Genomic DNA, 13144 nt, shown 5'->3' on the forward strand with positions numbered 1-13144 from the left:
GGAAGAATGAAAGAAAGCAAAAAGATTCTCGTAGTGGACGATGAAGAGATTCTGCGCATGCTGATCGCAGACACGCTTTCTTTCGAAGGATTCGAGGTCGAGGAAGCCGCGGACGGCCAGGAAGGGTTTGAGAAGGCATCAGCCGGCGGTTATGATGTGATCCTGCTCGACTATATGATGCCACGCCTGACAGGACCGGAAGTGCTCGAAAAACTGCGGCCGCTCGGACTCGGTATCCCGGTCATCATGCTGACGGCCAAAGCCCAGCAATCGGACCGTGACCTTGCCGCGGAACTCGGCGCCGCTTATTTCATGCCAAAACCATTCAGCCCGGCCGAACTGGTGGCGCTCGTCCGCCAAGTGCTGCAAGTGGATGAATGATGACCCTGAGAATCCCACGCCCGCAACTGCGCGCGTGGGATTTTTTCACTGGACCGTGCAGTGTGAGGAAAAGTGCTCATAAACAAAGCCATACCGCTCATAAAACGCAGGAAGTGATCATAAACGCAACGAACCGCTCATAAACTGGCCAAAGTGATCATAAACGCAAAATTCCGCTCATAAACTGGTCCGCAGCGCTCATAACTTCACAAATGGCTCCCCGCACGGCATCAATTTCGCGGCGCCCGCCCCGCTTCCGGCACCCCGCCGGGCCGCGCGAACAGCCAGCAAGTCAAAAGACCGGCTTGCCGGCTCCGCTGCGCTGCGCACTTTCTGTGGAGTGACGGCGGACACGGGGTCCCTCCGCATGCCGAGTGCACGATACCGGCAGCAGACCGCTCCAATCTCAAAGACATCATCCCAACCAAAAAGAGCAGCCGGATCCTGTCCGGCTGCCTTCTTCATCCTCCCTATTCTCGTAACGGATACAAAATGCGTCCGTCTTCTTTCCGGATCGCTTCTGCGACGGTCTCCGACAGTGTGCGCAGCGGGTACGGTTTCGTCATGTAATGGCGGATATTGAACTTACGCGTCAATTCTTCTTCCTGTTCCAGAGCCGATGAGATGATGATCGGGATGTGGCATGTCACCGGATCCTCCTTCAATCTTCCGATCAGGTCCCAGCCTGTTTCTTGTTCCTGCAGCATCAGATCGATGACCATGCACGCCGGTGTGTGCTCCTTCGCGTAGGCGAACGAGTGTGCAACGTCGCTGAAGCGGATCACTTCGTACTGATGCTGGCTCAATTCCTCTTCCAGCAAGAGGGCGATGCTCGCATCATCTTCTACAACAACAATCTCCGGCTGCCCGCTCCGTTCGGCGGACTGTTCGGCGGCCCTCCCTTGCAGCGGGAGAGTGAACCGGACGGAGGTGCCGGCATTCTCTTCGGATTCCACGGAAATTTCCCCGCCGTGCTTCTCGATAATCTTGCGGCAGATCGCCAGGCCAAGTCCAGTGCCTCCGATTTTCCGGCTGTATGAATTGTCGAACCGATAGAATTTCTCGAACATATGCTTCAGCTGGTCAGCCGGAATGCCGATCCCTTCGTCCCGGACGGTCACCTGAAGATCACTGCCAGCAGCAGCCAGAGTAATTGTCACAGTGCCGCCGTCCGGCGAGAATTTCACAGCATTGCTCAGCAGGTTTGTGAACACTTGGATCAGCCGGTCCTCATCACCGATGCAGCAGACCTGGTCTGTCAGGCGTTCGAGCCGGATCGTGTGGGAGGCGGGAACGGAGAAGTTTTGGATCGTCTGGTCAGCGATGGACGCCACATTGACATCCTGCATGGAATACTCCTGGCTGCCGGATTCCATCCGCTGGACATCGAGGAAGTCGTTGATGAGCGACGTCAGACGCTTCGCCTCCTTATAGATCGCCTGCAGATATCGTGCCTGCCGGGCAGTATCCATCTCTTTTCCGATCAGCAGCTCGGTGAATCCGAGGATGCTCGACAACGGGGTCCGCAGTTCGTGGCTAACCGTTGACACGAGTTCGGTCTTCATTTTATCGACCTCGAATGCCTGCGTGATATCCCGGTGGACGAACAGCGTGCCGATCCGCCTGCCGTCATGGTGCACTGGAGAACTGTACAGCGCGACGACGACCGGCGTCTCCCCGGTCAGTGTGTAGACGGTCTCGGCCAGGCCGCCGGTCTCACCGGTGAGCGCCTGGCGGATGAATACCAGCAGTGCGGCAGGGTCTTCACTTCGTTGCGCGAGTTCGGCGGACCAGCCGGCTCCTGACAGGTCGGACGCCGGAACATTCAGCAGATAGGCGAGCCCATCGTTCACCTGCACGTCGGCTTCGTCGGCGGAGACGAACTGGATCCCCTCCGCCAGATTATCCAGGATCGTCTGGTTCAGCTGGCGTTCGCGGCTGATCGTCGTCCGCTGATCGACCCGGTCAACCGCAAGCGCTACCCGTTTGGCCAGATTGAACAGGTCTTCCTGATCCTCTTCCGTGAACGGGCGTCTGCTTCGCGACAGGACAAACAGCGCTTTGTAGTCATCTCCTGATACGACAGGGGCGGCAAACAGGTCAAAGACCTTCGTGCCGTCCGCCAATGACCGCTCGGTTTGGAAACACGGCTCCTGCTTCAGTCGCGCCAGGGAGCCTGTATGTGCGTCATCATACGCTTTGTACCTCTCTTCGGAAATCCCCCGCAGGACATGCACATCATTGGAGGGCACGTGGATGATCCCCTTATCGACACCAAACAGCGTATCCAGATATTGCAGGGTCGCTTCAGCGATTTCCCGGACATTATCCGAGAAGGAGATCTCATGGCTCAGACCGCTGTACCGTTCCACACGGATATTCGCATACCGGGCTTCCGACAGCGCATCCTCGAGCTGCCGCTGGTGGCTGAACAATTCATCCTGCTGGGAGAGGAGCTCATCCTGCTGCGACAGCAGCTCTTCATTCTGAGCAACAAGCTCCTGCTCCTTCGTCTGGATGGTCGCCATCATGCCGGCAAATGACCGGGACAGTGAGCCAAGTTCATCCGGCCGTGTTTCCGGTGTGTAATTGACATCTTGTGCATCGACATACCGTTCGGCTGCAGCAGTCATCGACTCGATCGGGGCGATGAGCTGACGGACGACCCGCCAGCTGAGCAGGATCAGGAACAGCAGGCCGCATACACCGAGAAGAGCCATTGCCAGATACAGCTGGTTCACCTGCTTCTCGGATTGCCTGTAGAACTCATCCCGCATCTGTCCCGCCTGCTGTCCGTAGCGGTCGGCGTATTTGATGAATTGGTTGACGGACAGGTTGGCGCCGCTGCTGGACAGCTCCCGCAAGCCTTCATAGTCATCCTCTTCCACCAAGTTGACGGCAGCCGGGAGGACAGCGTTTTCATAATGGTCGATGAACACAGTAATTTCCTGTGCGAATTGCTGTTCTTTTGCAGACAGCGGCAATGCCAGCAGCCGCTCATTCACTTTGCGGATATGGGTCAATTCTTCGTGTGCCAAATCCAGTTCACTGTCCATCTTGAATGCGTAAAATCCGCGCGCCCGGAAAAAGACATTGGAAATGCTGTCCGACAATTCCCCGATCACTTCAGCTTTTTCCGATTGCTGCTCCATCGCTTCGCTGTTCTTCTTGAACACGGACGTGCTGTACAGATAAGCGGCACCGAGCAGGATCAGCATGGCCCCGCAGAGGGCGAGTATGATATTGATATAGGTCGTCCGGATTGTTCTCTTGCGCACAGGGCACCCCGCTTCATAGATGATGATGGATCGTTACGACTAAGTTATGTATTGTATCGGCTGCCTGCCAGCCGCCGTGAAGCCGGCGGATGAAAAAACCTTTCCGGACAGTGCCGGAAAGGCGATTCACGTATTATTCGAAAATATACTTCAGGGCTTTCAGCGCCTGGTCGGGCGTCTCCACGGTTACATCCGCTTTGCGCGACAATTCCTTCAGTGCGTGATGATGCGCCTCGGGACGGATCAGGATGAGCGGCTTGCCCATCGTAACGGCAGCACTCGCATCCATCGCCGTATTCCACTGCTTGTACTTCTCGCCGAACAGGGCGATGACGAGATCGCTCTTCGACAGCAGAAGCTTCGTCCGCAAGTTGTTAACGCTCGAGGCGGCGGCATCTTTTGCGATGGCATCGGGCTGCGCACCGAGAATCTCTTCGCCAATATTGTCCGACCGGTCATGATCTTCCATCGGTCCATAGAACACGACAGGAAGCCGGAGCGCCTCCGCTTTCTGTTTGATCTCCTCGCGCCATGAACTGTGGATCTCCCCTGCTAAGTAAACCGCCAACTCCATTCCGATCTCCTCCTTCGTTCTTGTACTATCAGTGTAGCAGAATATTGCTTCAACTTCCCGACAGGAGTACACTGGAAAGAAAAAAGGAGTCGATGGGGGATATGAAGACAGTCTGGCATAACGGCACCATCTATACGATGACAAAGGAAGGCGAAACGGTCGGGGCTGTCTTGGTCGAGGATGAGAAAGTGATTGCCGTGGGAACAGCGGAGGATTTACGGCCGCAGGCGGACAATGAGGTCGACCTCGCTGGCGCAGTCATGTACCCCGGCTTCATCGACAGTCACATGCATATGATCGGTCACGGTGCCCGTACGCTGCAGCTCGATCTCTCATATGCGAAGTCGGCGGAGGACATGCTCGGGATGCTGGCAGCAGCTGCAAACGACCATCCGGCAGAGGAATGGTTCACTGCGGACGGCTGGAATGAAAACAACTTCGAAGATCGGCGGATCGTCACGAAAGAGGAGCTGGATGCGGTCTGTACCGCGCCGATGCTCCTGAAACGGACATGCCGCCATGCCGCGCTTGCGAATTCGAAAGCGCTGGAACTGGCCGGCATCACGGATGCAACTCCCGATCCCGGCAACGGCACGATCGTCCGTGACAGCGACGGCAAAGCGACAGGGCTCCTGCTCGAAGGGGCGGCCGATCTCGTCGAAGCGGTCATCCCGGTGCCGGACGAAGCGGCACTCACCCGCGCGCTGCAGGCATCCGTCGAGGACCTGCTCGCCCGCGGCATCACCGGGGCGGTCACCGACGACCTCGGCTACTACGCCGATTACCGCAATCCGCTGCAGGCATTCCGCAACGTGATCGGGGCGGATAAGCTGAAATTCCGGGCGCACCTGCTGCGCCGGGCCACCGTATTCGAACAGCTCATGGAAGACGGGGCAGCGTACGACGAACCGTGGATCCACGGCGGGGAGATGAAGTTCTTCATCGACGGGGCACTCGGCGGCCGCACCGCGCTGCTGAGTGAACCGTATGCGGATGATCCGGGAAATTCGGGGATGGCAGTCTTGACGGACGATGAAATCCGGAACCACGTCGCACTCGCCCGCAAGTACGGCGAAGCGGTCGCCGTCCATACGATCGGCGACAAAGCGGTCGAGAAAGTGCTCGACGCCATCGAAGCCGCCCCGCCTGCAGAAGGCAAACGGGACCGTATCATCCACGTCAACGTGCTGCGCGACGACCTGGTGGACCGGCTCGCGCGGCTCCCGGTTATTCTCGACATCCAGCCCGTCTTCGTGCCGTCCGACTTCCCGTGGGCGAAAGACCGGCTCGGCGGAGACCGGATGGACTGGGCGTATGCCTGGAAGCGGCTGCTCGACCGCGGCTTCATCTGCGGCGGTGGGTCTGATGCACCCGTTGAAGAAGTCGATCCGCTGCTCGGAATCTTTGCCGCCGCCTACCGGCGGAAGCCGGGCGAAGCGCACGACGGCTACCTGCCGGAAGAGAAACTGACCCGCTTTGAGTCCGTCGCCCTTTTCACATCGGGCAGTGCCGCCACAATCGGCAAATCGGGCACCCGCGGCAAGATCGTCGCGGGCTTTGATGCCGACTTTACTATACTCGACCGTGATCTGCTGACCGTGGAGGGCGAAGATATTCTAGCCGCGAAGACGGTCATGACGGTCGTCGCAGGAGAGATCATGTACAAATGGAAGAACTGAACACCCCGCTGCTTGAATTCCTGCTGAGGAATTACTGCGGAGCCGACACGATCGATAACGGCTCCACAGCGATCGTCGAGTACCCGGATTGTCGTCTGTGGGGACATGACAGCCATTTCCGGAACACGCTGCAACTGCTTGGAATGGAGACCGATGCGTCGGTCGGCACCTGCCTGGAGTTTCCTCCGGAGATTGCAGGCCTGCTGGAACGCGGTGCCTCGGTCCATGAAACCGGCCTTGCCGCGCCCGGCCCTGAAGGAACCATCACCTACTGGGATGTGACGCTGAAACGCTTCCTGGAGCAAGAGGGACCGGAGTATCTGGTTGTCACCTTCTTCGATGCGACCGCCAGAGAAGAAGAACGGGACAGGCTCATCGGGGAGACCCGTGACATGCGCAGCCTGCTGAACAGCGGCCGGTCGGAGTCGGATGAAGAAAGCAGGGAATTCACCGCGCTGCAGGAAAGTGTCGATGAAATTTCCCTGTATTACGCGTCATTCGATTACAAAACGAAAGCGATCATCTTCTTGAACCGGTTCTCGTTCCAGGCCTTTTCGGAAGAATGGCCGGAGATCCGGACGGAAGCGGATGTCATCGGCAAGAACTTTTTCAACTATTACCGGGCGGAGGACCTGGAGACGCTGCTTCAGGATATCGACGAAGCGGTCGCAAACGGGGAGTCCTACCTCCACAAGCTGGAGTTCACGAAGGACGGGGTCACCTACCATACGAAAACGATTTTCCAGCCGGTCATGAACGGACAGGGAGAGGTGGAGAAGATCATCGCGCTCGGCATCGATATCTCCGACGAAGAGATGGCGAACCGATCCATGGAAAAACTGCTGAAAGATCAGGAGGACCTGTTCATCAACACGTCCCATGAGCTAAAGACACCGCTGACCGTCATCATGAGCGGAGCGCAATTGCTGGATCTGTACGTGGAGAAGGACTGCCTGAACGAGGTACGGGAGGAGATCCGGGACGTCAACAAACGGACGGTCGGCAACTGCTACCGCCTGAACCGGCTCATCAACAACATCCTCGATATCTCCAAGATCGAATCGGGACTGTCGGAATTGCAGACGGCCGACTACAACATCGTCGACATGATCGACCGGATTGTGGACTCCGTCACGGAATACACCAAATCCGAAGGGATCCGCATCGTCTTCGACCCGGAAGTGGAGGAACTGATCTTGCCGGTCGACATCGTCAAATTCGACCGCATGCTGCTCAACCTCATCTCGAATGCCATCAAGTTCTCCGTACCGGGTGAGGAGATCTTCATCCGTCTCGAACGGAAAAATGCACAGACCGTCTGCATTTCGGTCCGGGATGAAGGGATCGGAATCGATCCGGACAATCTGGAATCGATTTTCAATAAATTTGTGCAGGTCAACCGGAACCTGAACCGCACCGCCGAAGGCACCGGGCTGGGCCTACCGATTGCAAAGTCACTGGCCGAGCTGCATGGCGGCACGATCCGGGCGGAAAGCACCCTTGGCAGAGGCAGCACGTTCACGATCGAACTTCCGATCGGAACGGGAGGCACCCGCAGCGGCCAGCCGCCAATGAGCAACCGTGACATGGATCGAGATCAGCTCATCAAGTACGAGTTCTCGGATATTTATCTATAATCAACTCAAATTATGAAACAACCTCCGCATGCCGCCCGGGACAGTCCGCTGTCCCGGGCGGTTTTGTGCGTGGTCTATGCATCGTTCATGGGCAGCTTCTTTAGTGAGTGATGAGAAAATAATAAATATAAGTCTCTTTGATTTCTAGAATGATTAAAATAGCCTACAATGCAGGTGCATGCCTAGAAGGGATGACAAGTCACGACCCGGAACCCGAAAGTATACCAATACGAAGAAGAGGAGTGTGGACTTCATGAAGCTGTCCGAGGTGTGGGAAAACTACTGCACCGACAAGAAGATCGAGGGGTTCTCTTCAGCGACGCTGAAAATGTACGGCTACCAGCACAATCTGCTGCAGCGGTACTTGGGGGACCTGCAGGCGGAGGAGGTGACAGCGGACGAATTGAAATCTTATTTGGCCGAAGCGGCAGAGTACCTGAAGCCATCCAGTCTCGGCCACCGGGTCCGGTTCGTCCGCTCACTTTTCAGATGGGCGCACGAAGAAGGCATCATCCGGAAAAACCCGGCGGCCAAGCTGAAGGAGCCGAAAGCCGGGAAACGGGTGCCAAAGTTCCTGACCAAGCAGGACATCGAATACTTACGGGAAGCGTGCCGGACAGCAAAAGAAAAGGCGATCTTCGAATTCTTCTACTCGACCGGCTGCCGGATCGGCGAAGTGGCGGCGCTGGATCGGCTGGATATTGACTTCGGCACGAACTCGGTCATCGTCCGCGGGAAAGGGGACAGGGAACGGGAAGTCTATTTCAGCATCCGCTGCGCAATCTGGCTGAAACGCAGCCTGCAGGAACGATCAGACAGCGAACCGTGCCTGTTCACGACAACCCGGAAACCGATCAGACGGATGAGCATCGACTCCCTGCGGTATGTCATCCGGCAGATTTCCGAGCGGTCCGTATTGACGAAAACCATCCATCCACATCAGCTGCGTCATAGTTATGCGACGCACATGATCGACAACGGCGCACCGCTCGAAGTGATCCAAAGCCTCCTGGGTCATGAAAAGAGTGAAACCACCAAGATCTATGCACAACTGAGCGGAAAACTGCGCTATGATCTGTACAACCGATATTTTCCATGAAAATTTGGAGGAAATGAGATTTTTGAATAGTCGGTATGATAGAATGGAAGCAGAGTACCAGGTTTTGAGGAGGAGTCAGAGAGCGTCGACTCTTCCACAAACGGGCCAGTTAGCTAAGTAATGGCAAATAACTTCAAGGAGATAAAATATGGAAATATTATACGCTTTCTTGTATTGGATAGGATGGTGGTTGATGCCTATTTGGTGCATTATATTCTGTTTGAATTTGGTTTCTATATTAAAAAAGGTAAAACATGAAGAAAAAACGACAGCAAATACAGTTTGGCTTATTATATCGTTTACGATTATTATGTGGACTACTGCGTCCATGGGCTTTAGTTAAACTAACGGGGGCAATTCTGGAATAAGGATTGTGCCGTTAAAGGGCCAGATAAAAACGAAGTAGAGGAGTAACTAAATTGAAAAAGTATTATGCCTTTCACTCTTTAATCGTTGTAATTTTCATTGTCGTGCTGCTTTACAGTCTCATGAATAAAATGTTTATTCCAGTTTTAATTACAGCAATAATCGGGATATTTTTAATGCTTTTAAATCACAAGAAAAATCATCCTCACAGCAAATCTGGAAATGCTAGAATGAGCAAAAATTAATAAAAGAACTTTTAATACTTTTCATAAACGGGCGCAATTGTAGCACAAGAAGTTATGGGGGTGGCGATTGCCATCTCTTTTTTATTTGGACCAATGCAAAGTAACACTCAAAACAGGTGAGAATTAACTCCTAAAGTGACAACTCACAGCAATCTTTGGATTACAAATTAAAAAGTTGCATCTTTTTTCAACCATTCACTCTCTAATAGATAGGACGGTGAAAAGATAATGGGGTATGAAAAGAAAGTCATAAAAGCAATCGGGGGAGATCGCGAGGCCCTATTGTATTTAATTCAACAGCAAAAAGAGAAGATTTATCGAACTGGCTATAGCTATGTCGGAAATAAACCTGATGCATTAGACATATTCCAGCAAACAGCACTCTTAGCCATAGAGTCAATCCATCAGCTTAGAGAACCAAGGTACTTCTCAACCTGGCTAATGAAAATTTGTATTAATGTATCGCTTGATGTGCTACAAAAACAAAAGAAAATTGTTCTAATGGATGATCTGAAAATGCAATCCTACAGCATGACCAACACAAAATCCGATGAAAAAATAGATTTGCTAAATGCAATCTACCACTTAGACGAGAAATATAAAACTGTATTGATTCTGAAGTATTATGAAGACTTAACGTTTGAACAAATAGCAAATGCACTTGATGAGCCACTCGGTACTGTAAAGTCAAATGGCAAAAGAGGTTTATCAAAACTTAAAACTATGTTAAAAGGAGTGTATACAGATGAACGAGCAAAATCGTTTTAAAGAAGCACTTAATGAAATACCTGTGCCTTCGGAAGAGCTGGAACTAATTTTAGATAAAGCTTTTGGAAAGAAAAAACGGAGAAAAGTTACATTTAAGAGAGCGCTTAAATACACATCTGCCGTGGCGATTCTCTCTCTATGTACGATTTCTTCTGCATATGTCTCTCCGGCATTTGCAAAATTTGTTACTCAAATACCAGTGGTGGGTTATGCTTTTGATCACTTTATTTTACAGGAAGATTATTATCGAGCATATGAAGAGGTTAGTACTGATCTCGGGTTAGTTTCAAAAAGTAAGGGGATTGATATTACAATCGAGAAAGCTTTTTACGACGGGAATGTGGTCACACTATCCTTTACAGTTAAGTCAGATCAGGATTTAGGGAAATTACCTCTGTCTGAGGAGCCGACTATAAATAATAAAAGAAGTGCAGGAGGGTATGAAGGCGAATATGTAGATGGAATTGGATTTGTTGGTATGATGAAATTGAAAAGTCCGGAAAAACAAAAGGACATAGTGAACATTTCGTGGGAGCCTAAAGTAGTTCTTCCTGATGAAACAGAACTTGAAGGCGATTGGAACTTCGCCTTCTCTTTAAATGCACTGGATGGAACATTTATTCCTATCAAAAAAAGTGTTAGCGCAGAAGGCGTGACGGTAGAATTAATAGATGCAGTAAAAACAGATGTCAACTTATCAATCAATTATCTACAAGATGTGGATCCTTCTGTTCATGATGATTGGATGGCTGTTGAAGCAGAGTTAAGTGCAATCGATAATTTAGGAAAAGAATACAAAGTACCATATAACGGCGGAGTAGGAACGGCAGGTGCGGATTCTGGTGAAGATATAACATGGAATGCAACGGTAAATGGGCTTAATCCGAAAGCAACATCCATTACATTCTATCCATTTGCGCATGCGAGCAATAGTCAAAGCGATTCTAAACGGATTGACTTTGAACCTATTACAGTCGAGTTGAAATAGTGGTGGGAGTGCCTTCTATTACATTGGAGATAAATGTGCTCTTACAATAGTCAGTGTTGTTCCTCTCAATCGGGCCATTTTACAGTATAAGATGGTAATGAAATTAACCTCCAAGTGTACGTATTCTGTTTGAGTCAAGGGAGTGAATAAAATTGGACAAAATAAAGAATGGCGTTTTTATTTTTTTAGGCATTAGTGTCTTGCTTGCGGGTGGATTTATTTCGAGCGGTCTCAGTGAGGTTGCTGAAAGTATTAATCAACAGGACACGCCAGTTGATGACTCACAGAGAATGATCGTCCAAGATGGAGTTATGTACATGTATGACACAATTACGGGCGAAGTTTGGAAAAAGGAAGATAAAACCGGATCTAAGTGGGAAGAGGTCAAGAGAGCTTTTGAATATTAAATAACTAAGAGATAATTGGGCGCAATTCTTGAAGAAGGATTTGCGCTTTTTCAACAATAGGGCCATTTAAATAAATTAGGAGGGTAATTATGAGAGTGAATTCAAATCCACCAAACACTTTAGGGTACTTTGGTTTTTGGAAAAACGAAGAAAAGAGCGAAGGTATTTCAGCATTATTTTTAGATGATGATGATGAAAAGAAAGCAAGCGGGAAACCTAAGTTTGAAATAAGAAACGAAGATGGTTATATTCGCAAGTATGTTGTGAAAGCAAATGGAGATAAAATACTTGTTATGGAAACCAAACAACAAGAAAATCCCGATGGTACAGTGCAAAACGAATCGGGAGATTTAATTGACATGGCTCATGATATGTTGATGAAACAGCTTGAGTTTTCTGATGTTAATCTGCCTAAATTCGATAAAAACGTATCAAGTTGGGAAAGAGAAAACAATATATTTAAGTATAAAACAGGAATTTAAAATGTCGTTGATTTATCCGAGTTCATAAACGGGTGCTATTCATGCATAAGTGCTCCACAACAATAGGGCCGTTTTGATCAATTTGCAATGTCAATATGATAATTTTAATGATGCTGGGAACAATACACCTAAAGATAATTAGAGGTGTTAAAAAGTGATCAGAACTCTTTCGCTTTTGTTGATTTCATTTTGTTTGTTAACAATATATGCAGTTGCTAACGATAAACCCGGTAGTTATGAAGAAGCTTATCCTGAAATAGGTTACAAAACTGTGGAGGGTGCATTGGATGATTTCGAACAGCATTTCAAACAAAAACTTAAGCTTCCGCTTAGAGTGCCGCCGATAAGCTTTACGCATCAATTGGGTAGGTTTAATGATTTAGATGGCGACATTAATGACACATTTGAAGTGACATTTATTAATGATCAGTTGCCTGAAAATCATTTCAAAATTGATGTTCATCCTTTTAATCATAAAATCGAATTTAGTGAAAAGTATGTTTCAAGAAAATTCCAGCTGAATAACGGAAAAGTTGCAAAGTATATGGAAAAACCAATTCCTGATTTTAATTTGTTAGTATTTGAAAGAGATAATTGGCAATACGTTTTTAGTATTGATAAAAAGGTTTCTGACATAGTAACACCTGAAGTCTTAGTTCAGATAGCAAATTCTATTGATTTCTAAAGATTTATTAAAAAGGTGGGAATTTGAGTTGAACAAAAAGAGATCATCAACTGATGGTCTTTTTTATTTAGCTAATGAGCATGAAGTAAATAAAACTACACAAATTAATTAGAACTAAGAAAAAGGAGGTGATATTAGTCCATGTTGAAAATGGGTATGAAAAGGATGTTTCTTTTGTTAGCCTTTTGTTTAGTTTTATCTCCAATTGCTCTAGCAGGAAATTATAGTGCAGAAAGTGAAGAAGGGACAGTAGTTTATCAATTTCAATATGATTATGATTCGATTTATGCTTTATTAAGTATGGATAAGAAGGAGTATGATGAGCATTGGAAAAAGGGACTTTCTATTGCTGAAATGGCTGAAAAGCAAGGTGTTTTAAGAAGGGATTTAGTGAGTTATTTTGTGGATTTTCACTATAAAGAAATGCAAAAGTGGAGAGAAAAAGGTACGCTTTCAGAAAAACATTATTTCGAACTTGTCTATATATTACAAGCGGATATAGAGGAGTTCATTGATCGTAATCCAAATAAATAATTCAACTAACGGGCGCGTTTG

Annotated in this window: 13 protein-coding genes; 10 read left to right on the forward strand and 3 right to left on the reverse strand. The window is 49.5% G+C overall.

Annotation, left to right across the window (positions count from 1 at the left end):
- Window positions 1–6 precede the first annotated feature (6 nt).
- A complete protein-coding gene (locus QWT68_RS13575; protein WP_040285526.1) occupies window positions 7–381 on the forward strand; it encodes a response regulator transcription factor in 375 nt (124 codons plus the stop codon).
- Between the two features lie 198 nt (window positions 382–579).
- On the opposite strand, the gene QWT68_RS13580 is transcribed toward QWT68_RS13575, so the two are convergent.
- From QWT68_RS13580 to QWT68_RS13590, 3 genes are all read right to left on the reverse strand, one after another.
- Entirely contained in the window at window positions 580–846 is a 267-nt protein-coding gene (locus tag QWT68_RS13580) for a hypothetical protein (RefSeq protein ID WP_290148651.1), read from the reverse strand.
- Window positions 847–851: 5 nt separating this feature from the next.
- Window positions 852–3659, reverse strand: a complete 2808-nt coding sequence (locus QWT68_RS13585; protein ID WP_290148653.1) for an ATP-binding protein — start codon at window positions 3657–3659, stop codon at window positions 852–854.
- A 133-nt stretch (window positions 3660–3792) separates the two neighbouring features.
- On the reverse strand, window positions 3793–4233 hold the full coding sequence (locus QWT68_RS13590) for a YtoQ family protein (RefSeq protein ID WP_040285529.1): 441 nt from the start codon (window positions 4231–4233) through the stop codon (window positions 3793–3795).
- A 101-nt stretch (window positions 4234–4334) separates the two neighbouring features.
- On the opposite strand from QWT68_RS13590, the gene QWT68_RS13595 reads away from it, so the two are divergent.
- The 9 genes from QWT68_RS13595 to QWT68_RS13635 all read left to right on the forward strand — a co-directional run bounded on the left by QWT68_RS13595 (window position 4335) and on the right by QWT68_RS13635 (window position 13123).
- Window positions 4335–5912 carry an amidohydrolase gene (locus QWT68_RS13595; protein WP_290148655.1) on the forward strand — a complete coding sequence of 526 codons (1578 nt, stop codon included), beginning with the start codon at window positions 4335–4337 and terminating at the stop codon, window positions 5910–5912.
- A complete protein-coding gene (locus QWT68_RS13600; protein ID WP_290148656.1) occupies window positions 5900–7549 on the forward strand; it encodes a sensor histidine kinase in 1650 nt (549 codons plus the stop codon). The genes QWT68_RS13595 and QWT68_RS13600 overlap by 13 nt, the downstream gene beginning before the upstream one ends.
- A gap of 253 nt (window positions 7550–7802) precedes the next feature.
- Window positions 7803–8648 (forward strand): tyrosine-type recombinase/integrase, encoded by an 846-nt coding sequence (locus tag QWT68_RS13605; protein ID WP_040285531.1) that lies wholly within the window; start codon window positions 7803–7805, stop codon window positions 8646–8648.
- Between the two features lie 839 nt (window positions 8649–9487).
- On the forward strand, window positions 9488–10027 hold the full coding sequence (locus QWT68_RS13610) for a sigma-70 family RNA polymerase sigma factor (RefSeq protein ID WP_290148658.1): 540 nt from the start codon (window positions 9488–9490) through the stop codon (window positions 10025–10027).
- Window positions 10005–11015, forward strand: a complete 1011-nt coding sequence (locus QWT68_RS13615) for a DUF4179 domain-containing protein (protein ID WP_290148660.1) — start codon at window positions 10005–10007, stop codon at window positions 11013–11015. Before QWT68_RS13610 ends, QWT68_RS13615 begins: the two co-directional genes overlap by 23 nt.
- A 152-nt stretch (window positions 11016–11167) precedes the next feature.
- The gene (locus QWT68_RS13620) at window positions 11168–11422 is read left to right on the forward strand and encodes a hypothetical protein (protein WP_290148662.1); all 255 of its coding nucleotides are present in this window, start codon (window positions 11168–11170) and stop codon (window positions 11420–11422) included.
- An 89-nt stretch (window positions 11423–11511) separates the two neighbouring features.
- Entirely contained in the window at window positions 11512–11904 is a 393-nt protein-coding gene (locus tag QWT68_RS13625; protein WP_290148664.1) for a hypothetical protein, read from the forward strand.
- A 154-nt stretch (window positions 11905–12058) separates the two neighbouring features.
- Window positions 12059–12589 carry a hypothetical protein gene (locus tag QWT68_RS13630; RefSeq protein ID WP_290148666.1) on the forward strand — a complete coding sequence of 177 codons (531 nt, stop codon included), beginning with the start codon at window positions 12059–12061 and terminating at the stop codon, window positions 12587–12589.
- Between the two features lie 141 nt (window positions 12590–12730).
- Window positions 12731–13123: a hypothetical protein gene (locus QWT68_RS13635; RefSeq protein WP_290148667.1), complete on the forward strand. Its 393-nt coding sequence runs from the start codon at window positions 12731–12733 to the stop codon at window positions 13121–13123.
- The last annotated feature ends 21 nt before the right edge of the window (window positions 13124–13144 follow it).

The sequence above is a fragment of the Sporosarcina trichiuri genome (genome assembly GCF_030406775.1).
In the GTDB taxonomy this organism is placed as follows: Bacteria; Bacillota; Bacilli; order Bacillales_A; family Planococcaceae; genus Sporosarcina; species Sporosarcina trichiuri.